This is a genomic window from Aromatoleum diolicum (genome assembly GCF_012910955.1).
GTDB lineage: Bacteria > Pseudomonadota > Gammaproteobacteria > Burkholderiales > Rhodocyclaceae > Aromatoleum > Aromatoleum diolicum.
On record NZ_WTVQ01000008.1, the window covers coordinates 1 to 25,183 of the forward strand.

The 25,183-nt window shown below is 64.0% G+C and carries 32 protein-coding genes; 18 read left to right on the plus strand and 14 right to left on the minus strand.

Annotated elements, in window-relative coordinates:
• Nucleotides 1–575: 575 nt before the first annotated feature.
• Nucleotides 576–2,276 (minus strand): IS1634 family transposase, encoded by a 1,701-nt coding sequence (locus GPA25_RS06420; protein ID WP_169259545.1) that lies wholly within the window; start codon nt 2,274–2,276, stop codon nt 576–578.
• Between the two features lie 170 nt (nt 2,277–2,446).
• On the opposite strand from GPA25_RS06420, the gene GPA25_RS06425 reads away from it, so the two are divergent.
• From GPA25_RS06425 to GPA25_RS06435, 3 genes are all read left to right on the plus strand, one after another.
• Nucleotides 2,447–2,809 (plus strand): hypothetical protein, encoded by a 363-nt coding sequence (locus tag GPA25_RS06425; protein ID WP_169259546.1) that lies wholly within the window; start codon nt 2,447–2,449, stop codon nt 2,807–2,809.
• A gap of 136 nt (nt 2,810–2,945) precedes the next feature.
• Entirely contained in the window at nt 2,946–3,434 is a 489-nt protein-coding gene (locus GPA25_RS06430; protein ID WP_169259547.1) for a DUF2703 domain-containing protein, read from the plus strand.
• A 153-nt stretch (nt 3,435–3,587) separates the two neighbouring features.
• Nucleotides 3,588–4,334, plus strand: coding sequence for an SAM-dependent methyltransferase (locus tag GPA25_RS06435; RefSeq protein WP_169259548.1), 747 nt, complete (start codon nt 3,588–3,590; stop codon nt 4,332–4,334).
• Nucleotides 4,335–4,399: 65 nt separating this feature from the next.
• On the opposite strand, the gene GPA25_RS06440 is transcribed toward GPA25_RS06435, so the two are convergent.
• Nucleotides 4,400–4,654, minus strand: a complete 255-nt coding sequence (locus GPA25_RS06440) for a Txe/YoeB family addiction module toxin (protein WP_169259549.1) — start codon at nt 4,652–4,654, stop codon at nt 4,400–4,402.
• Entirely contained in the window at nt 4,651–4,902 is a 252-nt protein-coding gene (locus GPA25_RS06445) for a type II toxin-antitoxin system Phd/YefM family antitoxin (protein WP_169259550.1), read from the minus strand. Before GPA25_RS06445 ends, GPA25_RS06440 begins: the two co-directional genes overlap by 4 nt.
• Before the next feature lie 191 nt (nt 4,903–5,093).
• On the opposite strand from GPA25_RS06445, the gene GPA25_RS06450 reads away from it, so the two are divergent.
• Nucleotides 5,094–5,552: a DUF3465 domain-containing protein gene (locus GPA25_RS06450; RefSeq protein ID WP_169259551.1), complete on the plus strand. Its 459-nt coding sequence runs from the start codon at nt 5,094–5,096 to the stop codon at nt 5,550–5,552.
• A gap of 84 nt (nt 5,553–5,636) precedes the next feature.
• Here GPA25_RS06450 and vapC read toward each other — a convergent pair whose 3' ends face one another.
• Together vapC and GPA25_RS06460 are read right to left on the minus strand one after the other, a co-directional pair.
• Complete coding sequence (gene vapC / locus GPA25_RS06455) at nt 5,637–6,038, minus strand: type II toxin-antitoxin system VapC family toxin (protein WP_169259552.1); 402 nt, start codon at nt 6,036–6,038, stop codon at nt 5,637–5,639.
• Nucleotides 6,035–6,229: a type II toxin-antitoxin system VapB family antitoxin gene (locus GPA25_RS06460; protein WP_169259553.1), complete on the minus strand. Its 195-nt coding sequence runs from the start codon at nt 6,227–6,229 to the stop codon at nt 6,035–6,037. Before GPA25_RS06460 ends, vapC begins: the two co-directional genes overlap by 4 nt.
• Before the next feature lie 532 nt (nt 6,230–6,761).
• Between GPA25_RS06460 and GPA25_RS23955 the strand changes: the two genes are divergently transcribed.
• The gene (locus GPA25_RS23955) at nt 6,762–7,268 is read left to right on the plus strand and encodes a tetratricopeptide repeat protein (RefSeq protein ID WP_343034853.1); all 507 of its coding nucleotides are present in this window, start codon (nt 6,762–6,764) and stop codon (nt 7,266–7,268) included.
• A 66-nt stretch (nt 7,269–7,334) separates the two neighbouring features.
• Here the strand turns inward: GPA25_RS23955 and GPA25_RS06470 are convergent, their stop codons facing one another.
• Nucleotides 7,335–8,801 (minus strand): aminotransferase-like domain-containing protein, encoded by a 1,467-nt coding sequence (locus tag GPA25_RS06470; RefSeq protein WP_169259555.1) that lies wholly within the window; start codon nt 8,799–8,801, stop codon nt 7,335–7,337.
• Nucleotides 8,802–9,012: 211 nt separating this feature from the next.
• Between GPA25_RS06470 and GPA25_RS06475 the strand changes: the two genes are divergently transcribed.
• The 10 genes from GPA25_RS06475 to GPA25_RS06520 all read left to right on the plus strand — a co-directional run bounded on the left by GPA25_RS06475 (nt 9,013) and on the right by GPA25_RS06520 (nt 14,860).
• On the plus strand, nt 9,013–9,339 hold the full coding sequence (locus tag GPA25_RS06475; protein WP_169259556.1) for a DUF2917 domain-containing protein: 327 nt from the start codon (nt 9,013–9,015) through the stop codon (nt 9,337–9,339).
• A 169-nt stretch (nt 9,340–9,508) separates the two neighbouring features.
• Complete coding sequence (locus tag GPA25_RS06480; RefSeq protein ID WP_169259557.1) at nt 9,509–10,417, plus strand: LysR family transcriptional regulator; 909 nt, start codon at nt 9,509–9,511, stop codon at nt 10,415–10,417.
• A 120-nt stretch (nt 10,418–10,537) separates the two neighbouring features.
• Nucleotides 10,538–11,002, plus strand: a complete 465-nt coding sequence (locus GPA25_RS06485) for an SRPBCC family protein (protein WP_169259558.1) — start codon at nt 10,538–10,540, stop codon at nt 11,000–11,002.
• A gap of 147 nt (nt 11,003–11,149) precedes the next feature.
• Nucleotides 11,150–11,527, plus strand: a complete 378-nt coding sequence (locus tag GPA25_RS06490) for a hypothetical protein (RefSeq protein ID WP_169259559.1) — start codon at nt 11,150–11,152, stop codon at nt 11,525–11,527.
• A gap of 122 nt (nt 11,528–11,649) precedes the next feature.
• A complete protein-coding gene (locus GPA25_RS06495; RefSeq protein WP_169259560.1) occupies nt 11,650–12,153 on the plus strand; it encodes a hypothetical protein in 504 nt (167 codons plus the stop codon).
• Nucleotides 12,154–12,278: 125 nt separating this feature from the next.
• On the plus strand, nt 12,279–12,671 hold the full coding sequence (locus GPA25_RS06500; protein ID WP_169259561.1) for a hypothetical protein: 393 nt from the start codon (nt 12,279–12,281) through the stop codon (nt 12,669–12,671).
• 128 nt (nt 12,672–12,799) lie between these two features.
• A complete protein-coding gene (locus GPA25_RS06505) occupies nt 12,800–13,282 on the plus strand; it encodes a GNAT family N-acetyltransferase (protein ID WP_169259562.1) in 483 nt (160 codons plus the stop codon).
• A gap of 75 nt (nt 13,283–13,357) precedes the next feature.
• On the plus strand, nt 13,358–13,999 hold the full coding sequence (locus GPA25_RS06510; protein WP_246265423.1) for a glutathione S-transferase: 642 nt from the start codon (nt 13,358–13,360) through the stop codon (nt 13,997–13,999).
• 21 nt (nt 14,000–14,020) lie between these two features.
• A complete protein-coding gene (locus tag GPA25_RS06515; RefSeq protein WP_169259563.1) occupies nt 14,021–14,458 on the plus strand; it encodes a DUF3592 domain-containing protein in 438 nt (145 codons plus the stop codon).
• A gap of 54 nt (nt 14,459–14,512) precedes the next feature.
• On the plus strand, nt 14,513–14,860 hold the full coding sequence (locus GPA25_RS06520; protein ID WP_169259564.1) for a GFA family protein: 348 nt from the start codon (nt 14,513–14,515) through the stop codon (nt 14,858–14,860).
• A gap of 4 nt (nt 14,861–14,864) precedes the next feature.
• Here GPA25_RS06520 and GPA25_RS06525 read toward each other — a convergent pair whose 3' ends face one another.
• Nucleotides 14,865–15,371 carry a tellurite resistance TerB family protein gene (locus tag GPA25_RS06525; RefSeq protein ID WP_169259565.1) on the minus strand — a complete coding sequence of 169 codons (507 nt, stop codon included), beginning with the start codon at nt 15,369–15,371 and terminating at the stop codon, nt 14,865–14,867.
• A 292-nt stretch (nt 15,372–15,663) separates the two neighbouring features.
• Between GPA25_RS06525 and trmA the strand changes: the two genes are divergently transcribed.
• Nucleotides 15,664–16,752 (plus strand): tRNA (uridine(54)-C5)-methyltransferase TrmA, encoded by a 1,089-nt coding sequence (trmA, locus tag GPA25_RS06530; RefSeq protein ID WP_169259566.1) that lies wholly within the window; start codon nt 15,664–15,666, stop codon nt 16,750–16,752.
• A gap of 30 nt (nt 16,753–16,782) precedes the next feature.
• Here trmA and GPA25_RS06535 read toward each other — a convergent pair whose 3' ends face one another.
• The 4 genes from GPA25_RS06535 to GPA25_RS06550 all read right to left on the minus strand — a co-directional run bounded on the left by GPA25_RS06535 (nt 16,783) and on the right by GPA25_RS06550 (nt 20,393).
• Nucleotides 16,783–17,298 carry an AmiS/UreI family transporter gene (locus tag GPA25_RS06535; protein WP_169259567.1) on the minus strand — a complete coding sequence of 172 codons (516 nt, stop codon included), beginning with the start codon at nt 17,296–17,298 and terminating at the stop codon, nt 16,783–16,785.
• Between the two features lie 87 nt (nt 17,299–17,385).
• On the minus strand, nt 17,386–17,925 hold the full coding sequence (locus GPA25_RS06540) for an ureidoglycolate lyase (protein WP_169259568.1): 540 nt from the start codon (nt 17,923–17,925) through the stop codon (nt 17,386–17,388).
• A complete protein-coding gene (gene alc / locus GPA25_RS06545) occupies nt 17,922–18,956 on the minus strand; it encodes an allantoicase (RefSeq protein WP_169259569.1) in 1,035 nt (344 codons plus the stop codon). The genes GPA25_RS06540 and alc overlap by 4 nt, the downstream gene beginning before the upstream one ends.
• Before the next feature lie 81 nt (nt 18,957–19,037).
• Complete coding sequence (locus GPA25_RS06550; protein ID WP_169259570.1) at nt 19,038–20,393, minus strand: C4-dicarboxylate transporter DctA; 1,356 nt, start codon at nt 20,391–20,393, stop codon at nt 19,038–19,040.
• Between the two features lie 288 nt (nt 20,394–20,681).
• Here GPA25_RS06550 and GPA25_RS06555 point away from each other — a divergent pair, with 288 nt between their 5' ends.
• Both GPA25_RS06555 and GPA25_RS06560 read left to right on the plus strand, forming a co-directional pair.
• Nucleotides 20,682–21,344: a GntR family transcriptional regulator gene (locus GPA25_RS06555; protein WP_211162981.1), complete on the plus strand. Its 663-nt coding sequence runs from the start codon at nt 20,682–20,684 to the stop codon at nt 21,342–21,344.
• A 98-nt stretch (nt 21,345–21,442) separates the two neighbouring features.
• Nucleotides 21,443–23,017, plus strand: a complete 1,575-nt coding sequence (locus GPA25_RS06560; protein ID WP_169259571.1) for an AarF/ABC1/UbiB kinase family protein — start codon at nt 21,443–21,445, stop codon at nt 23,015–23,017.
• A gap of 68 nt (nt 23,018–23,085) precedes the next feature.
• Here GPA25_RS06560 and GPA25_RS06565 read toward each other — a convergent pair whose 3' ends face one another.
• Genes GPA25_RS06565 through GPA25_RS06575 form a run of 3 tightly spaced genes read right to left on the minus strand, consistent with a single transcriptional unit; the run spans nt 23,086 to nt 25,128 of the window.
• Entirely contained in the window at nt 23,086–23,820 is a 735-nt protein-coding gene (locus tag GPA25_RS06565; RefSeq protein ID WP_169259572.1) for an amino acid ABC transporter ATP-binding protein, read from the minus strand.
• The gene (locus GPA25_RS06570; RefSeq protein ID WP_169259573.1) at nt 23,807–24,460 is read right to left on the minus strand and encodes an amino acid ABC transporter permease; all 654 of its coding nucleotides are present in this window, start codon (nt 24,458–24,460) and stop codon (nt 23,807–23,809) included. Before GPA25_RS06570 ends, GPA25_RS06565 begins: the two co-directional genes overlap by 14 nt.
• Nucleotides 24,460–25,128 carry an amino acid ABC transporter permease gene (locus GPA25_RS06575; protein WP_169259574.1) on the minus strand — a complete coding sequence of 223 codons (669 nt, stop codon included), beginning with the start codon at nt 25,126–25,128 and terminating at the stop codon, nt 24,460–24,462. Before GPA25_RS06575 ends, GPA25_RS06570 begins: the two co-directional genes overlap by 1 nt.
• Between the last annotated feature and the right edge of the window lie 55 nt (nt 25,129–25,183).

The following is a 25,183-nucleotide window of genomic DNA, read 5'->3' on the forward strand; positions in this document are numbered from 1 at the left end:
ACCCGGCGCGGTTGAACTCGCGCGTCTCGATCACCCGGCCCGCGCCGTCCGCCACACAGGCGACGAACACGTTCTTTGCCAGATCCACGCCGACCGTCGTAGTATTCATTTGGACTTCCCCTTTCGCGATCTCAGATTGAACTTCAGCAATTCAATCTTGGCACTTCGATGCCGGGCGGCCAATGCCGCGGGCGGAAGTGGGAAGTCCCTTTGTAGTCGGTCAATCTGACAACCGAAAGCGGAACGCTCTTCGAACGAACCGCCTCGCGCGGTTGCAGGTTACCTCAACGTTGGGCATCGTTTTCAGACGTGGCGGCCTTATGAAGACCAGAACCAGGCAGTTCGTGCAGCATCTTTCGCATGAGATTGAGGATGAGGACCGTGCAGAGGCCTACCTTGACGACTCGCTCCCGCTCATAGGCTTGGTCGTCATGTACTTCAACGCCGTCGAAAAGTCGCTCGACTCGTTCATTTGCGAGATCGTTTCCGACCGAACCGATGCGCCTGGCCTCCGGAGTTCGACAGTTAATCGCGTAACTATCTGATTTTGTTGAGCGCGACTTTGAAACGCTCCACTACAACAGCGTCAGCTGCTGGGGCGCGAGCGGTTTTTTCACCCGGAGCGCACTGAGGACCTCACTCTGATCGGTGCTGATGGAAGACACCCCGGTCACCGGCTCGGCGTCATTGAGGCGGATGCGGTGGTGCTGGATGCGATGCAGCTGCTCGAGGGCGCGCTCCGGGGTCAGTCCGGTATCTGCCGCGCGCAAGCGGGCACGCATGATCCGGTGCAGGATCAGCGCCATGAAACAGATTGAGGCATGCGCCCGGATGCGCTCGGGCAGCCGGTGATACACCGGCCCGATCTCGATCTCGGACTTGAGCACCTTGAAGCCGCGCTCGATGTCGGCGAGCGACTTGTAGCGCACGACGATGTCCGCGGGTGTCAGGTCCTGCGCATTGGTGACGAGCAGCAGCTTGCCGTCCATCATTTCGGCGAGCGTGCGAGCGGCGACGTCGATGTCGTAGCTGAAGAGCTCGGCCGGCAGATCGACCTTGATGATCTTCGACAGATGCGCCTCGCACACCGCGTGGTAGAAGCGTGCCTTCGCGCCGCTGTCCGAGAGTTTGCGCCCACGGTGTTTGACGCCACCGTCTTGATCGACGAGTTTGCCGGCCCAGTGCTCGCCCTGATTAATGAGCGTCTCGATACGTTCGTGGCGACGTTGGGTCTGGACGGCCGCCGTCGCCGGATCGTGCGCCACGACCAGGCGCAGGCCATTCCATGCGAGTTCGCCGGTCACCTCATCCTTGGCCGGGGCGCAGTGGGTGCGGTGGAAGTCGCCGAGCAGCTCGGCAAACTCATGGTAGCGTCGTCCCGGCACGGCGATGATGAATTCGAGCGCCTGCCCGTTGGCGAGCCGGATTGCCTGCAGCGCTTCGAGGTTGTCCAGGCTCAAGAGCCCGCGATCGGCCACGAGAATCAGCCGGCGCACCTGCGGGAAGCGTTCGAGCACCGTCGTGAGGGTCGGCAGCAGCGTCTTCGTCTCGGACGCGTTGCCGTCGAACACCTCGTGGTAGATCGGCAAGCCTTCGGCCGTCTGCACCACGCCCAGCATGAACTGGCGCGCGATCAAGCCTTCCTTGGCCATGCCGAACTGGCGCACGTCACCTTCGACCGTCGTCAGCCCCTCGGAGCGGATCGTGGTCAGATCGTAAAACACGACCGACAGGTCCTGATCGATCAGCGGGCGCAACAGCCCGGCGACCACCGCATCGACCGCCGCCTGGTGATCCATCAGCGCATCCATGCTGCGCAGCAACTGCTGATGCGTGATCGTGCTGACATCGACTTCGGGCAGCGCCACGGTCTCCAGCCAGCGCAGCACGCCGAGCTTGGAGTCGGGATCGCACAGACGGTTGAGCACCATCACGCGGATCAGGGCTTCGACGTCGGTGGTGTGCCGCGTCCGGCGAAACACGCGCCGCAGCTCGCCGAAGCCCAGCTCCTTCCACAACTCCGTGAGCGCCCACACGTCGCCCAATGCGCGCGCCGACTCGAACGCTACCGATGGCGGTGCCGGCTTCGCACCGAGGGGATCACGCCCCGACACCCTCAACAGACCGTTGATCACCGAATCGAGTTCGCCGCCGAGCTGATCGAGTCGCCCCAGGGTGGCCACGGTGCGCTTCTTTACCCGGCCCGCGTCATCCCGATAGGACTCGACGAGTTGGACGTAGCGGCGGCTTCCGGAGGTGGTGATCTTGACATGCATGCCGCCACTTTATAACCCACCTATAGCACGTCAACAAAGGCGTATTCCGTTACAAACGTGCCACCACAAGCATTTCAGAAAACTCGGGCTGAAACCCGCATGAATACTGGGGCGCCTTTGCCAAAATCGTCATTTTTCGGGATTAACTGTCGAACTCCGGTGGCCTCATCGTGATTCAGAAGCTCATGTTCAACGCCAAGCTGGACCTGTTCAAGCGCTTCTCCGAGGACTTCCATCAGTGCTTTGCGAGTGAACCGCCGAACTTCGATGCACTGATCCGCGAGTTGAGTGAAGTCGCAAGGCTGCGAAATCTCGTGGTGCACGCAGATTGGAACAACACTGATGAAGAGGGATACACGTTCGTGCGGCTAAAGGGTTCTAAGAAGGGAATGCTGCAGGAATACGTGCAGTTCTCGGTCGACTCCCTTGAAAAACTCATGGAGCGAATCATCGCCGCCAATCATCTACTCTCGGACTATTGGGAATGGCGGTCCGAGTGTCTCGCCAATCACTTTAGGCGGACCGCGCCGTGACGATGCCTAACTTGGCAATCGACACGGACGTCCTTTCGGCCGGCTTTCGCCGGCCTACTGTTCGCCGGTCGTTTCTACGTTGGGCATCGGAAAGAGCCGCCCCATGTCACGGATATCAATACCAAGGAGAGCTGAGATGAAGCAGATGCCGATTGTGTGGAAGCGTCTCGTGAAGGGTGGAGAGACCTGTACGCGTTGTGGGAATACGGGCCGCGAACTCGAGGCGGCAGTGGCTAAGCTCGCTGCCGCGCTGCGACCGCTAGGAATTGAACCCGTGCTCGAAACGCGAGAGATCGACGAGAATGCGTTCAAGGCAAATCCGTCGGAGTCCAACCGCGTGTGGATCGCGGGAAAACCGATTGAGGAGTGGCTAGACGCCAACGTTGGCATGAGTCGCTGCTGCTCAGTGTGCGGCGAATCGGATTGCCGAACGCTCGAGCTGGGCGGTCGCACCTACGAGGCGATTCCGGAGGAGCAGTTCATCAAAGCGGGCCTGATGGCAGGTAGCCAGATGATGGCCGTGGCATTGCCGCAGGACGAATGCGCAACGTCTTGCCACAGCAGCACCTCGGGAACCGCGCCGTGCCCGCCAGCCCCCGGGAGCGCGAAGGGCTCTTGCAGCTGATTAGCCTGGCAATAGTTCCCATAAAGCCTAGTGCAGCACACCGCCCAACCCGGCAGTCCACACGGACGCTGCGCGATAAGGCCGCGCAGCGCCGGTGACTTCTACTTTAGGCCCTGACCGAAGCTATTCACACCCGTAAGGGAATTTTTCACAATGGACATCCCACGGATATTCAACATCACTGAAAGTGCTCACCGCATCCACAACCCGATCACACCCGAAAAGCTCGCCACTCTCGGCGCGGCGCTACGTCTGGAATCGGGGGCCCGAGTGCTCGACCTCGGCAGCGGTTCGGGGGAGATGCTGTGCACCTGGGCACGCGATCACGGCGTCATCGGCACCGGCATCGACATGAGCCAGTTGTTCACCGAGCAAGCGAAACTCCGTGCTGTAGAACTCGGCGTCGACGATCAAGTCAAGTTCATCCATGGCGATGCTTCCGGCTATGTCTCTGACGAGAAGGCCAGTGTGGCAGCCTGTGTCGGTGCCACTTGGATCGCCGAGGGAGTCATCGGCACTATCGAGCTTCTGGCGCGGAGCCTGCGCACCGGAGGGATAATCCTCATCGGCGAGCCCTACTGGCGGCAGTTACCGCCGACGGAAGATGTTGCCAAGGGGTGTCTTGCCAACTCAATCTCCGATTTTCTCATGCTTCCAGAACTTCTCGCGTCTTTCGGCCACCTTGGCTACGACGTCGTTGAAATGGTTCTTGCTGACCAAGACGGCTGGGACAGATACGAGGCGACCAAATGGCTCACCATGCGCCGATGGCTTGAAGCCAATCCTGATGACGAGTTCGCGAAAGATGTTCGAGCCAAACTGACCTCGGAACCCGAGCGTTACGCCGCTTACACGCGTGAATACCTGGGCTGGGGTGTGTTCGCGCTGATGCCGCGGTGATACGTTGGCGCATCCGGCGGATCGTCAACGGCTGTGCCGCGCAACAGTTGGAGGCGTTGGGCGTCTCAGTAATGAAAGCGCAACTGAGCGATCAGCAATGCATCTCCCTCTACCCTGTACACCATGCGATGCTCATCCGTGATCCGGCGTGACCAATATCCTGAGAGCGCGTGCTTCAATGCTTCCGGCTTTCCAACGCCCGCAAAGGGCTCGTGCTGTGTCGCACGTATCAACTTGTTGATCCGTTCAACCATGCGTTTGTCCTGTTTTTGCCAGTACAGGTAGTCTTCCCATGCCTCGTCCGCGAAAATCAGCTTCATTCCGCCAGCTTCCGCTCAACGCCTTTGCCGGCGTTCAGTTGAGCAGCTGCCGAGAGAAGGCGCTTGGCGTTTGCGGGTGTGCGCAAGAGGTACGCGGTCTCTTCAAGCGCCTTGAAGTCTTCGAGCGAGAGCATCACAACGGACTGCTCGCCGTTGCGGGTAATGATCAAAGCCTCGTGGTCGTTGCAAACCCGGTCCATGGCGCTGGCGAGGTTTGCACGAACGGTAGTGTAGGTAATTGCATCCATAGCGGGCTCCTTATATGTACGGATTACTGTACATCTACAGCGGCCGACTGTCTACTCTGGTGGCACAGACGCCCAACAAATCATTGCAGCAGACCGCCAGAAGCTGCGCGTTTGCTGTCGGCTGAATTTAGCGTTAAGCGTCAAATAACCAACGACCTACTCCCTGGCATCCGATAACCCATAACGAATCAATGAAAAAAATACTACTACTCATCGCTGCTGTGGCGGCAGCCTTCTACGTAGGGTATGGAAAAACCAATGGGTTTCGCCAGCTCACAACGTTACCGGCAACACAAACGAGCACCGAGCACTCCGGTTCCTCCAATGCGGTTCAAGCGGCGTTCAATGAACAGAAGAGTGGCGTACAAGTTCAAGGCGAAGGAGTAGTTTCAAAGCTCCTTGCCGACGACAATGACGGAAGTCGCCATCAACGCTTCATCCTCGCACTTTCTTCCGGCCAAACCATTCTCGTTGCGCACAACATCGATTTGGCTCCCCGAATTGCGACGCTGAAATCTGGGGACTCTGTTGCCTTCAATGGTGTGTACGAGTGGAATGCGAAGGGTGGCGTTGTTCACTGGACCCACCATGACCCGGACGGGCGCCACCAGGCGGGCTGGCTCAGGCATGCGGGTCAGGACTACCAGTGAGGCGGAGCGTTGACGCTTAACCCGATAGCCCAACAGCTTCGCTGTTGGGTCCCCTTCGCGCTCCGGCTGCCGGTTGGCTGCACGTTATGTTTCTGAAAGCGCCGACCGGAGTCCCAAGTGTTGAACGAACGGCTCAAAATCTCTATCGCTGAACAAAAGGGCGTAGTCGCTTTCAATGCAGCGCGTCGCGATCACCGTATCTATGGTCTTGCGCACGGTAATACCACGCGCTCTCAAACTCCGAAAATTCTTGGCTGCTTGGATCGCGATCTCCTGACCACCCAGTTCCACGACATCCAACGAGGTGAGCAATCGTTTGGCTTCGTTAAACTCGCGGTCACTTCCAAAGCCTTGAAGCACCTCGGTCAAAATGAGGTCTCCCGTCGCGACCGGTTCGCTCCCCAAGAGCGAATCGAGCTTCTCGGCCTCCGGCGTGGCGGCTCCCCGAAAGTAGTCAATCCACACGCTCGAGTCGACCAAAATCACTGGTCTGTCCTCATTGCATCAAGGTCGCCCTGCCAGTTCAACTTGCCCCGGAAACGCCGTATCTCTTCCTGCCGGCTAAGGCGCAACACCGTTCGCAACCCAAGTTCAACCGCCTCCCGCTTGGTTTTCAGGCCCGTCGCTCGAAGGGTGTCGCTCATCAACTTGTCGTCAATAACAATGTTCGTCCGCATGATGTGTATCTCCAATAACATCTATACACATCATAGCACTTGGCCCACACACATAACCCTGCGCTCAGCACGGAAGAGAACGACACGAGAAGCACCAGCGACAGGTGTCGGGCGTCGCTTATATCTGGTTACGCCAAGATGGGAAGTCAGTCACTCATCGGTGGGACAGGCGCATAATCTTGCTGGATGGATCTATGACCATGCAGCCTGACTGCCCGAACCTGCGTACTGAGCTTGCGAAGCCCGGATGACACTTCACGCCAACGTCACATGCCCCGGTTGCAGGAGCGGCGACTGCCGCAAGTCCAATTGGCGATCGGACGTCGAAAGACAGACGAATCCGGGACTGCGGCCGTATCGTTGCCGTGCCTGCCACCACCGTTTTTGGGCGCCCGACCAGGCGCTATCGCGCCGGCGCTTTGCCCTTTCCTCTGCGGTGCTGCCACTGCTGGGCATCGCCATCATGGTGTTTTGGGCGGTCGACGAGCGAAGTGGGGACGAAATCGCGGCGCATGCGCCCGTCGCAGCGCCAGTGGCGATCGATCCCCATACGCTGAGGGCGGCGCAGGAGGGCGATGCGGAGGCTCAGCTCCGTATTGCGAAGCTGCTGCTCTTCGGTGGCGCGCAAGCTGGCGAGCAATCCGCCGAAGCGGTGCGTTGGTTGCAGTCGGCGGCGGAGAAGGACAATCCTGCGGCCATGGTGATGCTTGGAAAGCTCTACCGCAACGGCTTCGGTGTGTTGCAGGATTACGGCCAGGCGGTGAAGTGGATCCGGACGGCAGCCGAAAGGGGGGACCCCGACGGCATGCTCGAACTGGGTCGGCTGTACCGTGATGGTGTCGGCTTTCCGCGGGACCCGGTGCGCGCCTATGTGTGGTTCAATCGTGCGGCCGCGGCACTGCATGGTGATGCCGTGCGCGATCGCGCTGAGGTCTTGCGCAGCCTTACTGCGGACCAACTGAAGGATGCGCAGGCACAGTCATCGGCAGTTGAAGCCGGTCTTCCCGACGCCAAGCTGGCGAAGGACAACAGACAATGACCGCGCTTCGGCGCAGCGCACCGCCTTCCGCCACATGCTGGCGATAGTCGAGGCCGCGTTGGCGGATCAGGCCTTCGGCTCGTCCGCCCTGCGACCGGCCGCGCACTGAGCTGCCGCAAACGCCCCGAGCCGCCGGATCGCATCCTCGAAGCGCGGCGACCACGGGTTGCCGCAGTTGAGCCGCAGGCAATTGCGGAAGTGTCCACTGGCGGAAAACAGGTCGCCGGGCACGATCGCGATGCTGGCCTTGGCCGCTTCCTCGAACAGCGCCGTGCCGTCGCCCCCGGCCGGCAGTTCGACCCACAGCACGAAGCCGCCCTGCGGCTGCGAGAGGCGTGTGCCCGCCGGAAAGTGACGCAGCACGGCTTCGGACATCTGCATCACCTGCTTCTCGTAGACGCGCCGCAGGCCCCGCAGGTGCCGGTCGTAGGCCGTGGATTCAAGGTAGCGGGCGGCGACCGCCTGCGTCACCGGGTTGGTCGCGCCCGATGTCAGCGTTTTCTGCATCACGACATCCGCGTGGTAGCGGCCCGCGGCGACGTAGCCCAGCCGCAGCGACGGGCTCAGCGTCTTCGACAGCGACGAGCACAGCATCACGTTGCCGGCCGTGTCGAAGGATTTCAGCGGCCACGGCCGATGCGGACCGTAATGCAGGTCGCCGAAGATGTCGTCTTCGATCACCGGGATTCCCCGCTCCGCCGTCAAGGTGGCGAGGCGCCGTTTTTCCTCGTCGGGAACGAGGCTCCCCAGCGGGTTGTTGAAATTGCTCACCAGCAGGCAGGCGGCGATGCGCCGTTCGCGGCTCGCGATCTCCAGGGCATCCACCGACAGGCCATGGCGGGGGTGGGTCGGAATTTCCAGCGCCTTCAGCCCCAGTTCCTCCAGCAACTGCAGCATCAGGTAGTACGAGGGCGATTCGACCGCCACCGTGTCGCCGGGCCGGGTCACCGCGCGCAGGCACAGCAGCAGGGCTTCGGTGCACGAGTTGGTGACGACGATCTCGTCCGCTGCCAGCGCCTGCCCCCAAGTCAGCGAATGGCGCACGAACTGGCGTACCAGGTCGGGGTGGTTCAGTTGCGAGTGGCTGGCCGCGTCGAGGAGGCGTGCCGACTGCCGCCCGACCTGGCCGTACAGGCGCTGCAGCGGCGCGATCGGCAGCAGCTCGGCGGCCGGCATCGCGGGGCCGAGCGGCACCATGTCCGGCCGGCTGTTCAGCGCCACGACGCCCATCAGCCGGCTGCTGATATCCACGGCGACCGGACGCGACCGCCGCTGCCGCGCCTGCGGTTCGAGTTGCGCGTTGCGGCTGGCGGTGAGCGGGCGGACAAAGAAGCCGGACTGGGGACGCGCCTCGACCTGGCCACGCTCCTCGAGTTGGCGCAGCGCCTGCACCACCGTCGACACCGACAGCTTCTTTTCGCGTGCCATCGTGCGCACCGAGGGCAGGCGGTCGCCGGGGCGCAGGATGCGCTCGGCGATCAGGCCGGCCAGCTCGTCGGCCAATTGTTCGTATCGCAGTGCACGCTGTTCCATCACTCCCCCCATTTTCTTCACGCCACCTGCGCCGCATTGTCCTGCCGGCCGCGCCCGGTCGAAAGGCACAGTTGCCCTCCGTTTCGACCAGTACACTTTAAGAGAAATAGAATTGTAGCGATCACAATTTAAGTTCCGTGTGTCTGTACTGCTATCCCCTGTGTTCCTAGACTGGCAATGCGCCTTTATTGACGATTTCAGGAGAGCGATCATGCGGATGTCACTGAGCAACGGAATAATCCAGCTGGACGCATTGAAGCCGCTCGCCATTCGCGATGCTCGCGGTGTCCGTCTGGAATGCACTGCCGGCAGGGTCTGGCTGACCGTGCAAGGCCAGCCCGGCGATTTTTATCTCGCCGCGGGCGACGGGCTGTGCCTCGCCAGCAACGGCCTCGCACTGGTCGAAGGCATGCCGCGCGGCAGTGTCCGGCTGGTCGCTCATTCGCCCTGGCCGGTCCGCTGGGCCGGCCGGCTGTTGCGCCGCCTGTATCGTCGGCGCCCGCAGCGTGGCCACGGTACCGCCGGCGCGGCGATCTGAGCATCGGCGGGGAGCAGACATACAATCCTCTGCATCCCCGTCATCAGGACCGTACGCGCGACGCGGCAGGGGGTGCGACGGCACCGCATCATCCGGTAAAGTTGCTGTGCTCCGGATCTCGGCCTTTCGTAACTGCGCCGAGCCTTTACGCAGATAACCGGACCACCGCATGGACCGCTACACCGAAATCCGCAGCTTCGTCCTGGTCGCCGAGAAGGGCAGCTTCGCCGCCGCCGCGCTCGTCGAAGGCGTGACTCCGGTCGTCATGGGGCGCCGCCTCGACGGCCTCGAAAAACGCCTCGGCGTGCGCCTGATGCACCGCTCGACGCGCGGGCTCACGCTCACCGACCTCGGCGAACAGTTCCTCGAACAGTGCCGCCACCTGATCCGCGAGTTCGACGATGCCGAAACCAGCGTCAGCGCCGGGCGCGACATCGTGCGCGGCCACCTCGTCGTTTCCGCCCCGGCCGCCTTCGGCCGCCGCCACGTTGCCCCGCACGCCCCGGCCTTCAAGGCGCGCTACCCGGAACTCAGGCTCTCGTTCAACCTCACCGACAGCGTCGTCGACCTCGTGCGCGAAGGCTACGACATGGGTATCCGCATCGGCGAAGTCACCGACCCCAACTACGTCGCCGTGCGCCTCTTTGCGAACCGTCGCGTCGTCTGTGGCACCCCCGAATACTTCGCCCGCCACGGCGAACCGCACACCCTCGAGGACCTCGCCCACCACAACTGCCTCGCCTTCAACCTGCAGGGCGGCCAGCAACGCGGCTGGAGCTTCCTGCGCGACGGCAAACTCGTGGCCGTCCGCGTCGACGGTGATCTCGACTGCAACGACGGCGAACTTCTCTACAGCTGGGTCAAGCAGGGGTTCGGCATCGGCTGGCGCTCCACCTGGGAAATCCAGGCCGAACTCAAACGCGGCGAACTGGTGACCGTCCTAGACGAATTCGCTGCGCCCACCTACGACATCCAGGCGGTGTATCCGCAGCAGCGCTACCTGCCGGCCAAGGTGCGGCACTTCATCGAATACCTGAAGGGGATCTATCACACGCCGGGGTATTGGGAGCGGGGGTAGGCTGCCGGCGCAGCCTGCAAGGCAGATGCCGGGCGGTGGCCAGTGCTGCTCGACGCGGGCACTCATGCGGTCACCGACGATTCATGGAATTTCATGAGGTTCAAGACGAGGAGATCGCACATGAACGAGAAGCCTGCAGCGAAGGCCGAATCCACGGCGGACCGCGAGTTTGTCCACTCGCGCGTGATCGATGCGCCGCGCGAGCGCGTCTTCAAAGCCTTCAGTGATCCCGCTCACCTTGCACGGTGGTGGGGGCCGAACGGGTTCAGCAGCACTTTTCACGAGTTCGACTTCCGCGCTGGCGGCACGTGGCGCTTTGTCATGCACGGGCCTGACGGTACGGACTACCCGAACGAGAGCGTCTTCATGGAAGTCCTCGCGCCCGAGCGCATCGTCTTCGAGCACTTTTCCGGCCACCACTTCGAGATGACCATCACGCTTGCGGCGCAGGGGGCCCAGACCGTGGTGGGCTGGCGCCAGGTGTTCGACACGGCCGCTGAGCGGCAGCGTATCGCGAAGTTCGTGACCGAGGCGAACGAGCAGAACCTCGATCGCCTCGCGGCAGAGGTGCGCAATGTGGCATGAAGCCCATGCGGCCTGCCCCTTCCAGCGAAGCGGAGCGCCATGACCATTGGGACCAGCAAGCGGGGTGACGTGCGCATGTCAAACGCCAGCCGGTTGATGCAGAATTGAGTAGGCGGAACCGTCGATGTTCAACTCTTCAAGTGTCCTATGGCAAATAACCGTTTACGCCTTGCTTCAGTAACCGCTGTCACGTATCTGGTCGTCGTGCTCGGTGGCACGCTGGTACGTTTCGCGAATACGGGCGACGCATTCACCTTGCGTTTCAGCCTTACGCAACCCGCCACATGGATTGCCGCGTTCATCGCGGCGATCGTCGCATGGGGTTTGTGGAAGCATTACAGATGGGCGTGGTGGCTCGGGATTGCTGCGGCCGGCTACCAGCTGTTTCGGCTGCTTGGCTGGATCGTCGGCCATTTCAGCTTCTCGCGCCCGCCGGGCTTCGGGCCGTTGCTGGTCGCCGCGCTGCTGTTGGCGTTTCTGGTGCTCCTGTTCCCGTCGCACGTTCGCGCATCCTGCAATCGGTGATGCCGGCACGGAAGATAGCGACGAGGCTCTTGGCCCGTTGCGTATCCCGCTTCTAGTGGTTCATCATGAGGGAGACGGGCGCAGGCCATGCGCTGCAGGCTTCTCTTCGAGAGGATGTGCCAATGAAAGCTCTTTTGCGGCTGTTCTCGATCATCCATGCGCTCATGGCTTTTCTTTTTGCCTGCGCCGCAATCGTGCTCATCATCATAGCCGCCCGCATCGGCTGGACCGCCGTCGGCGGCGGGCTGGACCGGGTTGCAGCGCAGGGGATAATCGAAGCGGTCGGCTTGTTGGCAGCTGCAGTTGTCGCGCTTCAGATCGCGCAGACCATTTCTGAGGAAGAAGTCATTCGTGACGCGCATATCAGCGGACCGACACGGGTACGCCGTTTTTTGTCACGATTCATGGTGGTAGTTGTGGTCGCGCTCGCCATCGAAGGACTCGTCGCGACGTTCAAGGCGGTGCGCGAGGACTCGGTGCAGTTGCTGTATGCCGCGAGCCTATTGTTATCCGTAGGGCTGCTCCTGGCCGGCTGGGGGGTATTCATCCGCCTCAATCGCTACGCCGAGGAACTGGAGCCGGAGGCAATGGCGGCGGCCAAGCGCGAAGACCGAAAGCTCGAATAGTTGTCATGCGGGCGCCCTCACAGGTCGTTCCGCGAGACGGCCTGCAAACGGCGCTCCACCGCACTCGCAGGCTGCCCCCGGGAACCTCGGCGTCAGGCGAGCTCAAACTTGCAGGAGGCACATTCATGGCAATCGGCTGGCTCACAGTACTGCAAAGCGTTCCGTGGGCGGATGTCATCAGCAACGCGCCAAAGGTTGCTGAAGGCGCGAAGAAGCTGTGGAATACGGTGGCGAAGAAATCCTCTCCGCCGGAGGTTTCCGATGCGAGCACGCAGCCCGCCGTCTCGGCCGAATCGCGCACCATCGCCGCACTGGAAGCGCGTGCCATCGCGCTGGAGGCGTCGGTGGCCGACTTGCACGGCCAGATGCTTGCATCATCGGAACTCATCAAGGCCCTCGCCGAGCAGAACGCGCAGCTTGTCCAGCGCATCGAAACCAATCGGGTACGAGTGCTATGGCTGAGCGCGGTGACCGCGGCGCTTGCGCTTGCCGTAGTGTTCGGTCTGTTTCCGGCGTGAGCGACGAACCAAGGGGGGCAGGGGATTTTCCACAGCGCTGCGCCCGGTGAACGGGGCCGCGCCACAGTGTCGTTGTTTATGCGTATGAGTTTTTGGTGGTTTTCGCGTGGTGCATCACAGGGGAAACAATGATCGACATCGTCCCATTTTCTCCACCATACGCCCGTGGCGTCGTCGACGTCATTCTTCCGATCCAGCAGGCCGAGTTCGGGATCCCGATCACGCTCGAGGCGCAGCCTGATCTGCGGGACATTCCCGGCTATTACCTGCGGGGCAATGGCAACTTCTGGGTCGCCCTGGACGGCCAGACTGTCGTCGGAACCATCGCATTGCTGGACATCGGCGAAAATCAGGCGGCGCTGCGCAAGATGTTCGTCAAGGCCACGCATCGCGGTGCGGAGCAGGGCGTCGCCAGGCGTCTGCTGGAAACGCTCCTCGCCTGGTGCCGCAAGCGCGGCGTGCGCGAGATCTACCTCGGAACCACCGCCAAGTTCTTTGCGGCGCACCGCTTCTACGAGAAAAGTGGCTTCCGCGAGATTACGCGCGCCGAGTTGCCCGCCAGCTTTCCGGTGATGGCGGTCGACACGAGGTTCTATCGCCACAATGTATGAGCGTATGACATGCAGTCTCGCGGCGGCGCGGTCGACGCCCTGCCCGAGTCAGCCGTGACACACACACAAGGAGCAATGATGAAGCTTGTCGGCATGCTCGATTCTCCGTATGTTCGCCGAGTGGCGGTCTCCATGCAGCTTCTCGGTCTGCGCTTCGAGCACGAGTCGCTGTCGGTATTCCGCACGTTCGCGCAGTTCCAGCAGATCAATCCGGTGGTCAAGGCGCCGTCGTTCATCTGCGATGACGGCGAGGTGCTGATGGATTCGACGCTGATCCTGGAGTACGCGGAAGCGCTTGCTCGGCCCGGCCGCAGCCTGTTGCCCGCGTCCATCCCCGAGCTTCAGCACGCGCTGCGGGTGATCGGGCTGGCGCTGGCGGCGTGCGAGAAGAGTGTGCAGATCATCTATGAACGGGGCCAGCGGCCGCCCGAGAAGATGCATGAGCCGTGGGTCGCCCGGGTGACCGGGCAGTTGCTGGCGGCGTATGGGGCGCTCGAGGAGGAGTTGGTGCGGCGGCCGCTGGCGGTGGCGAGCGCGACGATCGATCAGGCGGGGGTGAGCACGGCGGTGGCGTGGCATTTCACGCAGCGGATGCTCCCCGAGCTCGTCCCTGCGGCCAACTATCCGGCGCTCGCGGCATTTTCAGCCAAAGCGGAAGCCCTTCCGGAGTTTCTTGCCGCGGCGCACGGGGCGGGGACCTATCGCCAAAACGGCTAGCGGTCGGGGCGGTAGCTGAACATGTCCGACGAGTTTTTCCTGGGTGTCGTTCTGCCCGTCATCTTCCTGCTGGCGGGGGGCGGGCTGCTGGCGACCGCGGCCCGGCACGGGGTGCGCACGCGGGCGTTTCTCGACCAGGCCCGCGAAGCAGCCGGGGAGGTAGTCGCGCTCGAGGAGGAGCCGGCGATGGAGGTGGGCGACTCACGCACTTACCGGCCGGTGGTCGCGTTCGCGATGGATTCGGGGCAGCAGGTGCGCTTCAGTTCGATGGCCCATTCCAATCCGCCCGCATATGAACTTGGCGCATCGGTCCGCGTCCTTTACGATCCCGAGCGGCCTCATGAGGCGCGCATCCGGTCCTTCGCCGAGCTGTGGTTTCCGCTGCTGCTTCTCGGTGGCCTGGGGGGCATTTTCACGGCGCTGGGTGCGGCAATATTGCTGGGCTACATTCCTTTATGAGTTCCCGCAGGTGCGTTAGCGGTCGGGGCCGATTCCGATGAAAGGAGCTGGTTGATGATCTACAAAGGTAGCTGCCATTGTGGTCAGGTTGCTTTCGAAGTCGAAGGCGAACTCATGCAAGTCATGGACTGCAATTGCTCGATGTGCACCCGCAAGGGTGCGCTGCTCTGGTTCGTTCCCCGCGACAAACTTCGCGTGCTCACGCCAGAGGAAAACCTCAGCACCTATACCTTCAATACCCACACGATCAAGCATCGCTTCTGCCCGACCTGCGGCATTCATCCGTTTGGCGAGGGCACCGATCCCGCGGGCAATCGCATGGCGGCGATCAACGTCCGGTGCCTCGAGGGGGTCAAGCTCGCGTCGCTTCCCGTCAAGCACTTTGACGGTCGTTCGCGCTAGGTGGTCAGCGGGGCTGGTCGCCTGGTGTCCGCTCAGCGGATGTCTCGCGCACCGTCATCTGTTCGCGTGCGCGTTGTTTGGCCGCGACGTAGTCGGCATGGGGAATGTGGAGCAGGTCGCCGAGCCGGCGCATCAGATGGTTTTCGTGATGACTCAAGTGGCTGTCCGCGAGCGCGACGCGCCACAGGAATTCGACGACGCGCAGTTTCTGTTCGGCGCTGAAGCCCTTGTTGATCTTCGAGGTGAAGCGATAGAAATCGGTCGCGTTCTGCGCCTCGGTTTCAGCGAGTTCGAACAGGCGGGCGAGTTCGTCGTCGGCGAGCGCGAACTTGTCGCGCAGCGCCGCGAGCACGGCCTGACGTTCCTCGGCGCCGACCTGCGCGTCGCTGCGCATCACTTCGACGAGCAGGACGGCGGTCGCCAGTTGCAGGGAATGCACACTCGACGGTGCGTCGACGGGGGCCGGTGCGTCGAACAACGTGCGAAAAAGGTCGTTGAGGGTACGAAGCATGGACGGGTCTCGGATTGGGTGGGCCCGCACGGTGGGCGGTGCGTGTAATGACAGCACGTCGGAATGAAGGTGCAAAAAAATGCGGCGAGAGCGGAGTCGGGGGGCGAGCCGAGCGAGCAAGGTCCCCACCCGACCGCGGCACCACCGATACCGCTGACATCATTTCCCGCTGCCGCGGGCGCAGCGGCCACAGCCGTCGGGATCGCTCTGCGCGGCCGACAGGCGTATATTCCGCGCTCGGCCAACGAAGTGCCCCCTTCGGCGCGGAACGGCCCCGACAGCCACGAACACCATGCCCCTGACCCGAATCGACCCCGTCCAGTACCCGTCACTACTGGCGGAGAAAGTGTCCCAATTCAAGCGTGACTTCGCTCCCTTCGGCGTGCCCGAGCCTGCGGTCTTTCGTTCGGCGGCGCTGCATTATCGCCTGCGCGCCGAATTCCGCATGTGGCACGAAGGCGATCGGGTCGATTACGCAATGTTCGCCGCGGCCGACCCGAAGCAGCCGGTGGTGATTGACGACTTCCCTGTCGCTGTGGAATCGATCTGCACGGCGATGCCGCGCCTGCGCGAGCTTCTGCAGGGCAACGAGGTTCTGAAGCGCAGCCTGTTTCAGGTGGAGTTTCTCGCGACACTGAGCGGTGAGCTGATGATCGGCCTGATCTACCACCGACCGCTCGACGAACGCTGGGAGGCCGCCGCACGGGAGCTCGCGGCCAAACTGGGCGTGCAGCTGATCGGACGCAGCCGCAAGCAGAAGATCGTGCTGGACCGCGACTGGGTGCTGGAACAGTTCGACTTGAACGGCCGCAGCCTGCGCTACAAGCAGGTCGAAGGGAGCTTCACGCAGCCCAACGGCGGCGTGAACCGGCAGATGCTCGGCTGGGCGTGCGAGCAGGCGGCCGGCCTCGGCGGCGATCTGCTGGAACTGTACTGCGGCAACGGCAATTTCACGATCGCACTGGCGCCGCTGTTCGGTCGCGTGCTCGCCACCGAAGTCAGCAAGTCGTCCGTGAATGCCGCGCACTACAATCTCGAGGCCAACGGCATCGACAACGTCGCGATGGTGCGCATGTCCAGCGACGAAATCAGCGGCGCACTCGCGCGCACCCGCGAATTCCGCCGCATGCAGGACATCGACCTCGACAGCTATCGCTTTTCGACGCTGTTCGTCGATCCGCCGCGCAGCGGTCTCGATGCGCCGACGCTCGCGCTCGCGGCCGGCTTCGAGCGCATCCTGTACATCTCGTGCAATCCGCAAACCTTGCAGGAAAACGTCGCCGCCCTGCAGTCCACCCATGCGGTCAGCGCGGCCGCGGTGTTCGACCAGTTTCCGTACACCCACCATCTGGAGTGCGGGCTGCTGCTGACGCGGCGGTGAGCACCGGCGGCGCAGGAAACCTGCGCCGGGTCAGCCGATTGTGCCAGTGAGCAGCAGATAACCTGGCAGCCAGCCGGTGAACACGCCCTGGACGATCGCGGTCCATGCGGCGAGGCGCGAGAGTGGTTTCTGCAGCGCGAGCAGCAGGAAGAATAGCAGCCATAGTCCGCTCCACGCGGCCCAGGATGCGCCCAGCCAAAGGTCCCAGCCAGAATGTGCGCCGGCCAGCGTCTCGATCGAGACGGGTATGGCGGTGATTGCGACGAACAGGCTGAACCAGCCGAGCCCGCGACCGTCGGCGCCGTTGTGGCGGTTGAACGCGACCCACAAGTACGTGAAGGAAAACAGCAGCGACAGCGCGGCGGCCTTGATCGACGCGGCGTCGGCACCTTCGCCGAACGCGAGCTTGAGCGAGACGAGCAGCGTGACGCCGCCGGCGAAGAAGTTGATCAGCGGGATCTCGCGGTCGCCGATGCGGCCGAGCATCCACAGGCCGTTGAGGATCAACACCGCACCGACATAGAAGAGGGCAAGGCCGAGAAGCATGATTGGCTGCGAGTTGGTTGATTGCCGAGCTTGAAGTTTGGGGACACGCTGCAGGGGGGCGTCCGGCGTGGCGGCCGGACGCCGGGTTCAGCGGGGCGGTGCGATCAATACCGTGTGATCGAGCTCAACCTCGTCGCAGTTGTGGCCGTCGCCGGCGCGGTCGACGACGAGGAAGTCCGACACGCCGTCGAGGGCGAGCAGCGGGTGGTGCCATACGCCGCGTGCGTAATTCACCCCCTGGTCAGCGCGCGCGAGGAACACGCGCAGATCTCCGCCGCTCGGCGCATCGCCCGCCGGGGCGACGACGACGAGGTAGGGACGCCCCGACATCGGCACAAAGGCCTGGCTGCCGAGCGGGTGGCGTTCCATCATCTCGATCGGGAAGGGCATCGCGCGCGGTTGGCCGCGAAAGATCGAGATGATGACGCGCCCGCCCGGGCCGGCGTCGACATCCGCCAGATCATGGTAGCGCTCGGTGTTGCCGCCGTTGATCGGGAAGTGGCGCACGGCGTCGCTTGCCTCGATGACGTCGCCGAAAGGCGCAAACGCCTCGGGCGTCAGCGCTTCGGCGACGATCGTTCGCGTTCCTGACAGCACCGCGGCGGCGCCCGGGGCCGGCGCGTTCATCGTGCCACCTTGCCCCACAGGCGCAGGCGCGAGACGCCGCCGTCCGGGATGATGTTGAGGCGCACGTGGGTGACCGGGCCGAGCCTGGCGATCTGTTCGGCGAACGCATGGATCGCGTCCATCGACAGTTTCTGCTCGGGCAGCAGCACCGGCCAGAACATGCTCTGGGTGATCACCGACTGGTCGGTGCCGCCGGAGACTGCGGCGGCCTGGATCGAGCAGCGGTCGGGGTAGTTGCCCTTGAAGTGGGCGGTATCGACTTCGATCTTCTCGATCGTGCCGGCCGCCCCCAGCTGCAGGATGCACCAGTCGGCGCCGGGTTCGCGGCGGCGGCGGGTTTCCCAGCCGTCGCCCATGTTGATGCCGCGCCCGGGCAGGATCAGGTTCGAGGCGGTGCCGAAATGCGCGTCGTTCCACGCCACCGGGCGACCGCCGTTTTCGAGCGCGACGAGGTCGACGAGCGCATCGCCCGCGCCTTCGAACACGCCGACCGGCTGGCCATAGACGCGCAGCCGCGCGATGCCGCCGTCAGGGTAGATGTTCACGCGCAGGTGGGTCCAGGCGGCGTCCGAATTCGCGCGCAGCACGTGGTGGCTGTTCCCGGATAGGGATGTCGAAGGCAGGATCTCGGTCCACTTCGCGTCCTTCAGCGCCGCCGTGTCGTCGCTGTCCGAGACGGTGGCCTCGATCGACACGGCCGGCGCGTAGTTGCCGGTGAAGTGGCTGGTGTCGACGTCGAAGCCGCGGATCGTGCCCTTGCGACCCAATTTCACGAAGCACCAGTCGTGGCCGGTGCTGCGCTTGCGGCGGGTTTCCCAGCCGTCCATCCACTTGCCGTTGTCGTCGTACTTGCCCGGGACGAACTGGGCAGGCTCGGGGTTCAGCATGCGCGAGACTTCGGCGAAAAAGTCGTCGGAGGCGAAGAGCGCCTTGGCACCGATGCGCGGGTTGGCCAGATCGACCGAGCGCAGCGCCCAGTCGGGCAGGGTGGCCGGTTCGGCGATGCGGATGCTGCCGGTGTTGTGACTCATGGTTTTGTCCTTGTCGGGTTTGGGAGGTTTTGGGGGATTGGGTGCCCGCGGCCGGACGGGGCGACCGCGGGTGTGCGGGGCTCAGGCGCGGGCCGGCACGGTGACCATCGGTTCCGGGAGCGTGGTGCTGATCGCGGATTGCGTGAGCGGCTCGGCGGCGGACGAGTTCAGATCGACGATGACCTCGCGGTTGAGGACCCGGTGCGCGCGCTGGCGGTCGATGTCCTTCTCCCACACGCCGACGACGACGGTGGCGACGCAGTTGCCGATCATGTTGGTCAGCGCGCGAGCCATGCCCATGAACCAGTCGACCGACAGCACCAGCACGAGCCCGATCGCGGGAATCGCCGGAATCGCGCTGAGCGTCGCGGCGAGGATCACGATCGCCGAGCCCGGCACGCCGTGGGCACCCTTGGACGTCACCAGCGAGATCGCGAGGATGGTCAGCAGGTCGACCATCGACAGCGGCGTATTGGTGGCCTGGGCGATGAAGACCGCGGCGAGCGTCAGGTAGATGGAGAAGCCATCGAGGTTGAAGGAATAGCCGGTGGGGATGACGAGGCCGACGGTCGAATCCTTGATGCCCATCAGCTCGAGCTTGCGCATCACCTGCGGCAGCACGGAGTCGGACGAGGCCGTGCCGAGCACCACCAGCAGCTCTTCGCGCAGGTAGCGCAGCAGTTTGAAGATGTTGAAGCCGGCCAGGCGCAGGATGAGGCCGAGGATGCCGACGACGAAGATCGTGCAGGTGATGTAGAACAGCGCGACCAGCATGCCGAGCTGCTTCAGCGAGCCGATGCCGTACTTGCCGACGGTGAAGGCGATGGCGCCGAGCACGCCGAGCGGGGCGAGCTTGACGATGAAGCCGATCAGCTTGAAGAACACGTGCGACAGGCTGTCGATCGCCGCGGTGACCGGACGGCCGCGTTCGCCGAGTGCCGCGACGGCGCAACCGAACAGGATCGCGATCAGCAGCACTTGCAGGATGTCGCCTTTTGCGAAGGCGTCGATGAAGGTCGCGGGGATGATCTTCAGCAGAAAGTCGACGGTGCTGGTCGCCTGCTGCACGCGATCGGACAGGCCGCTCATCGCCGAGGCGTCGAGCGAATTCGGATCCACGTTCATGCCGACGCCGGGCTGCAGCGCGTAGGCGAGCAGGATGCCGAGCGCCAGCGCAAAAGTGGTGACGATCTCGAAATAGACCAGCGCCTTGACGCCGACGCGGCCAACCTTCTTCAGGTCGCCGGTGCTGCAGATGCCGTGGACGACGACACAGAACACGAGCGGGGCGATGATCATCTTGATCAGCTTGATGAAGCCGTCGCCGAGGGGTTTGAGTTTGACGGAGAACTCCGGCCATACGAAGCCGACGATGACGCCAAGGATCAGTGCGATGACGACCTGGCCGAACAGGGTCTTGTGAAAGCGTTTATGCATGGTTCACCTCGCGAACCTGGATGATGGAGGCTGCGTCGTCGCAACCGTTCGTTTGCCGCGTCGTCGGGGAAAGTCGTGGCGTTCCCCGGGTTCGGCCATCCGTACAGCAGGCACCGGATCGATGTGTCAGCCGCGAATGCGTTCTCAAATGTGTACTGACATGTTAGTTAGAGTGTCACTTATTAGTCAATAAAAAATTTTTTTATGGACGGTCATCACATGGCAGCCGACATTTGCCCTGACGCGGCAGGCGTGTACCATTTGCTCATCTTAGTAAAGGGCAAACATATGAACATGCCGGACGGTGATGGTTTGCTGCTTGCCGAAAAGGCATTCAACGCGCTGAAGACTCAGCTGACCACCGGTCAACTGCGTGCCGGCCAGTTCGTGTCGATGCCCGACCTGGCGCGGATGGTGGATCTGCCGCTGGCGCCGGTACGCGAGGCGGTGAAACGCGCCGAGTCGGCGGGCTTGCTGAACGTGCTGCCGAAGCGCGGCGTCGCGGTGATGGAGGCGACGCCGGATTTGGTCCGCGAGTACTTCGACCTGCGCCTGATCTTCGACCAGGAAGGGGCGCGGCGACTCGTGCGTCTGGGCGACGGCAAGCGTCTCGCCGAACTGCGCGAAGTCCATCTGCGCCTGCTCGAGGCGGCGCGCACCGGCATTACGGCATCGTTGCAGCGCGAGGCGATGGCGGTCGACTGGGCGCTGCACGCGACGCTGTCGGATGCGCTCGGCAATGCGACGGTGCGCGAGATCTACGCGCAGAACCGCGACCGCATCTCGGTGATGCAGCATTCGCGGCCGCTGCTGCCCGACCGCATCGTGCCAGCGATGGAAGAACATCTGGTGATCATCGAGGCGGTCATCGGCGGCGACGAGCAGGCCGCGGCCGAAGCGGTACGTCAACACTTCAGCCAGACGCTGCGCTGGTGGGGCATCTTCGCCTGAGCGGCCTTGCTCGGCGGTGGGCTCCGGCGATGCGAGGCGGAAGCCCGATGTGCTGAGCGGTGTCTCGCTCCTCGGGACACGGCGAACGAGGAGGCGAGATGGGTGACGAGGACCGGCGCAGCGGAGCGGATCGGGTTTCGCCCGCCGAGGACGTACTGGACGCGGAGTGGCTGGAGTCTATCGGGCTGCACGAGCTGCTGCCCCCTTCGCTCGCGCCATGGCGTCCGCTCGTGGAAGAAGCCACGATGTTCTTCCTCGATCGCCTGCCGCCCGGAAGACTCGCTGAAATCCTGCTCGACCAGCTCGCCCTGGGTGAGGACGCCTCGCCCGCGCGGCGGCTCGTCGCACTGCTCGCGCAGTGTCCGACGCTGCACAAGCTCGGCCAGGTGCTCGCGCGCCAGCCCGGGCTCGATCCCGAACTGCGCCGTCATCTGCAATCGCTCGAATCGATGCCGGCGACCGCGTCGCTCGAACCGATCCTCGATCGGCTGCGCGCCGAACTTGGCGACGAGCTTCCCGTCACGGTCGCGTCCGCGCCGCTCGCCGAAGGCAGCGTCGCCGTGGTGCTGCCGTTCACGTACGAAGACGAGGGGCGACGGCATCACGGCGTCTTCAAGGTGCTCCGGCCCGGCGTCGAGGCGCGGCTCGCCGGGGAACTCGCGGTGCTGCCGGATCTGGCCGCCTTCATCGAGCAGCGCGCGGCGGATCTGGATCTTCCGCGCCTCGATTACCGTGACACCCTGGCCGGCGTCCAGCGCCTGCTGACGCAGGAGATCCGGCTCGATGTCGAGCAAAAGCATATGCGGACGGCCGCCGCCTTCTATGCCGACGAGCCGAAAGTTCTGGTGCCCCGGGTACTGCCGTGGTGCTCGCCGCGCGTCACTGCGATGGAGCGGGTCTTTGGGCCGAAGCTGACCGATGCGTCCCTGACGGCGGCACAGCGGCGCGAACTCGCCGAAACCGTCGTTCGCGCGCTGCTCGCGAAGCCGTTCTGGACGCGGGCCGACCCCGCCGTGTTTCACGGCGACCTGCACGGCGGAAACCTGCTCGTCGCCGACGACGGGCGGCTCGCCGTGCTCGACTGGAGCCTGGTGGCCCGGGTGTCGAAGTCGGATCGCGAAGCCCTGCTCGCGATCGCGCTCGGCGGGCTCACGTTCGATCCGGCGAAGATCCGCAAGGCGGTCGCGGCGCTCGGCACTTGCGCGGAGGACGATCCCGTCCTTGCCGGCATCGTCGAGCGCTCGCTCGACCGCCTCGTGCTCGCAGGACGCGTTCCGGGATTCGACTGGCTGCTCGCATTGCTCGACGAACTCGCGCTTGCTCGTGCCGCCGGTTTCGGCGAGGACCTCGCGCTGTTCCGCAAGAGTTGGCTGTCCTTGTCCGGCGTGGTCCGCGACCTCGCCGGATCGATTGCGCCCGACCTGCCGCTGATCGACGCCGGATTGCGCGAATTCCTCGCCGAACTGCCGGCGCGCTGGCTCGCGTTTCCGGGCACGCGCAGTTTTTCGACCCACGTCTCGAACGCGGACCTGCTCGACCTCGCCGCCTCGCCGTGGATCGCCGCGTTCCGTTACGCAGCCCGGCTCCGGGCCCTCGGCTGGCAACGTCTCCAGGCCGTCGCTGGCGGCTCGGGTGACGATCCCCAAGTGAATCCGGACCAGGCGAAACGATGAACGAATTGCTCGCCGCGGGCCGTCGCCGGCGCGGTGGAGTGCCTGTGCCGGCCGTCATCCGCCCGCCCTCATGCCGCCTGCACCGCGCCGACGAAGTTCGCGAGCTCCGGCGTCTGCGGATCGGCGAACACGGTCTTCGGGTCGCCGCTTTCGTGGATGCGGCCGTGGTGCATGAAGATCAGCTTGTTGCCGACCTCGCGCGCGAAGCGCATCTCGTGCGTCACCATGATCAGCGTCATGCCTTCGGTGGCGAGCTGGCGGACCACCGCGAGGACTTCGCTGACCAGCTCCGGGTCGAGTGCCGAGGTGATCTCGTCGCACAGCAGGACCTTGGGCTGCATTGCCAGCGCGCGGGCAATGGCGACGCGTTGCTGCTGGCCGCCGGAGAGCTGGTCGGGATAGCTGTCGAACTTGTCGGAGAGGCCGACCTTCAGCAGCATTTCCTTGGCGATGTCGCAGGCTTCCGGTTTCGGCGTGCCCTTGACGACCGTCGGCGCGAGCATCACGTTCTGTCCGGCGGTGAGGTGCGGGAAGAGGTTGAACTGCTGGAACACCATGCCGACCTTCTGGCGCAGCGCGCGCAGGTCGCCGCGGCCGTCGTGCAGCGCGGTGCCGTCGACGACCAGTTCGCCCTTGTCGATGCTTTCCAGGCCGTTGATGGTGCGCAGCAGGGTGCTCTTGCCCGAGCCGCTGCGGCCGATGAGGGCGACGACGTCGCCGCGGGCGACGTCGAGGTCGATGCCCTTCAGGACGTGGTTGGCGCCGAAGTGCTTGTGCAGCCCGGCGATCTTAACGAGCGACATGGAATTTCCTCTCAAGGCGTTTCGCATACAGCGAGAGCGGGTAGCACAGCGCGAAGTAGCCGGCGGCCACCAGGCCGAACACCACGAAGGGCTCGAAGGTGGCGTTGGCGAGCATCGAGCCGGTCTTGGTCAGTTCGGTGAAGCCGATGATCGAGGTTACCGCGGTGCCCTTGACGACCTGCACCGAGAAGCCGACGGTGGGCGCGATCGCGATGCGCAGGGCCTGCGGCAGGATGACGTGGCGCATCTGCTGCGTGTAGGACAGTGCCAGCGTCGCGGAGGCTTCCCACTGGCCCTTCGGCACCGCGTCGACGCAGCCGCGCCAGATTTCGGCGAGGTAAGCGCTGGTGAATAGCGTCAGCCCTGCCGCGGCGGCGAGCCACGGCGAGACGTCGATGCCGGCGAGCGACAGGCCGAAGAACACGATGAAGAGCTGCATCAGCAGCGGCGTTCCCTGGAAGACCTCGATGTAGGCCTTGGTCGCAGCCTGTAGCGCGCGGTGCTTCGAGATGCGCGCGAACAGGATCGCGAGACCGACGAGGCCGCCGAGCACGAAGGCGATCAGCGACAGCGCCAGCGTCCATTTGGCCGCGTCGAGCAGGTTGCGGACGATGTCCCAGGTCGTGAACTGGACGAGCATCAGCGTGCCCTCCCGACGATGACGTGCCGGCCGAGCTGCATCAGCAACTGGCGGATCAGCAGCGCCATCGCGAAATACAGCGCGGTGGTGAGGAAGTAGGTTTCGAAGGCGCGGAAGTTGCGCGACTGGATGAAGTTGGCGGCGAAAGTCAGCTCCTCGGTGGCGATCTGCGAGCACACCGCCGAGCCGAGCATGACGATGATGACCTGGCTGGTGAGCGCCGGCCATACCTTGGCGAGCGCGGGGCGCAGCACCACGTGGCGGAAGATCTGCCGCCGCGTCAGCGCGAGCGACTGGGCCGCCTCGATCTGGCCGCGCGGCGTTGCCTCGATGCCGGCGCGGATGATCTCGGTGGAGTAGGCGCCGAGGTTGATCACCATCGCCAGCACCGCCGCCTGCCATTCGCCCATCCTGACACCGAGCGCGGGCAAGCCGAAGAAGATGAAGAACAGCTGCACGAGGAAGGGCGTGTTGCGGATCGCTTCCACGTACACGCCGAAGAGGCGATCGAAGGGGCGCAGCTTCCACGCGCGGCAGATTGCTCCGGCGGTGCCGAGGCCGATGCCGAACACCGCGCCGACCGCGGTGAGCGCCAGCGTGAAGCCGGCGCCCGCGAGCAGCAGGTCCGCGTGGTCGATCACCGGCGCGAAATCGAATTGATAGGCCATTGCAGGTTCCGTACGGTGGCGGTTCAGGTGCGCAGGACGCGCGTCGGCGGAAACC

Bases quoted from the DNA above. Each gene is read 5' to 3' on its own strand.
- GPA25_RS06460 (WP_169259553.1), bottom strand. From the start codon at position 6,229: ATGCGGACGAACATTGTTATTGACGACAAGTTGATGAGCGACACCCTT.
- GPA25_RS06480 (WP_169259557.1), top strand. From the start codon at position 9,509: ATGGACCGCTACACCGAAATCCGCAGCTTCGTCCTGGTCGCCGAGAAG.
- GPA25_RS06540 (WP_169259568.1), bottom strand. From the start codon at position 17,925: ATGAACGCGCCGGCCCCGGGCGCCGCCGCGGTGCTGTCAGGAACGCGA.
- GPA25_RS06440 (WP_169259549.1), bottom strand. From the start codon at position 4,654: ATGAAGCTGATTTTCGCGGACGAGGCATGGGAAGACTACCTGTACTGG.
- GPA25_RS06515 (WP_169259563.1), top strand. From the start codon at position 14,021: ATGTCCGACGAGTTTTTCCTGGGTGTCGTTCTGCCCGTCATCTTCCTG.
- alc (WP_169259569.1), bottom strand. From the start codon at position 18,956: ATGAGTCACAACACCGGCAGCATCCGCATCGCCGAACCGGCCACCCTG.
- GPA25_RS06430 (WP_169259547.1), top strand. From the start codon at position 2,946: ATGAAGCAGATGCCGATTGTGTGGAAGCGTCTCGTGAAGGGTGGAGAG.
- GPA25_RS06565 (WP_169259572.1), bottom strand. From the start codon at position 23,820: ATGTCGCTCGTTAAGATCGCCGGGCTGCACAAGCACTTCGGCGCCAAC.
- trmA (WP_169259566.1), top strand. From the start codon at position 15,664: ATGCCCCTGACCCGAATCGACCCCGTCCAGTACCCGTCACTACTGGCG.
- GPA25_RS06510 (WP_246265423.1), top strand. From the start codon at position 13,358: ATGATGAAGCTTGTCGGCATGCTCGATTCTCCGTATGTTCGCCGAGTG.
- GPA25_RS06500 (WP_169259561.1), top strand. From the start codon at position 12,279: ATGGCAATCGGCTGGCTCACAGTACTGCAAAGCGTTCCGTGGGCGGAT.
- GPA25_RS06470 (WP_169259555.1), bottom strand. From the start codon at position 8,801: ATGGAACAGCGTGCACTGCGATACGAACAATTGGCCGACGAGCTGGCC.
- GPA25_RS06490 (WP_169259559.1), top strand. From the start codon at position 11,150: ATGGCAAATAACCGTTTACGCCTTGCTTCAGTAACCGCTGTCACGTAT.
- GPA25_RS06535 (WP_169259567.1), bottom strand. From the start codon at position 17,298: ATGCTTCTCGGCCTTGCCCTCTTCTATGTCGGTGCGGTGTTGATCCTC.
- GPA25_RS06435 (WP_169259548.1), top strand. From the start codon at position 3,588: ATGGACATCCCACGGATATTCAACATCACTGAAAGTGCTCACCGCATC.
- GPA25_RS06550 (WP_169259570.1), bottom strand. From the start codon at position 20,393: ATGCATAAACGCTTTCACAAGACCCTGTTCGGCCAGGTCGTCATCGCA.
- GPA25_RS06570 (WP_169259573.1), bottom strand. From the start codon at position 24,460: ATGCTCGTCCAGTTCACGACCTGGGACATCGTCCGCAACCTGCTCGAC.
- GPA25_RS06450 (WP_169259551.1), top strand. From the start codon at position 5,094: ATGAAAAAAATACTACTACTCATCGCTGCTGTGGCGGCAGCCTTCTAC.
- GPA25_RS06495 (WP_169259560.1), top strand. From the start codon at position 11,650: ATGAAAGCTCTTTTGCGGCTGTTCTCGATCATCCATGCGCTCATGGCT.
- GPA25_RS06505 (WP_169259562.1), top strand. From the start codon at position 12,800: ATGATCGACATCGTCCCATTTTCTCCACCATACGCCCGTGGCGTCGTC.
- GPA25_RS06575 (WP_169259574.1), bottom strand. From the start codon at position 25,128: ATGGCCTATCAATTCGATTTCGCGCCGGTGATCGACCACGCGGACCTG.
- GPA25_RS06485 (WP_169259558.1), top strand. From the start codon at position 10,538: ATGAACGAGAAGCCTGCAGCGAAGGCCGAATCCACGGCGGACCGCGAG.
- GPA25_RS06525 (WP_169259565.1), bottom strand. From the start codon at position 15,371: ATGCTTCGTACCCTCAACGACCTTTTTCGCACGTTGTTCGACGCACCG.
- GPA25_RS06420 (WP_169259545.1), bottom strand. From the start codon at position 2,276: ATGCATGTCAAGATCACCACCTCCGGAAGCCGCCGCTACGTCCAACTC.
- GPA25_RS06560 (WP_169259571.1), top strand. From the start codon at position 21,443: ATGGGTGACGAGGACCGGCGCAGCGGAGCGGATCGGGTTTCGCCCGCC.
- GPA25_RS06555 (WP_211162981.1), top strand. From the start codon at position 20,682: ATGAACATGCCGGACGGTGATGGTTTGCTGCTTGCCGAAAAGGCATTC.
- GPA25_RS06520 (WP_169259564.1), top strand. From the start codon at position 14,513: ATGATCTACAAAGGTAGCTGCCATTGTGGTCAGGTTGCTTTCGAAGTC.
- GPA25_RS06445 (WP_169259550.1), bottom strand. From the start codon at position 4,902: ATGGATGCAATTACCTACACTACCGTTCGTGCAAACCTCGCCAGCGCC.
- GPA25_RS06475 (WP_169259556.1), top strand. From the start codon at position 9,013: ATGCGGATGTCACTGAGCAACGGAATAATCCAGCTGGACGCATTGAAG.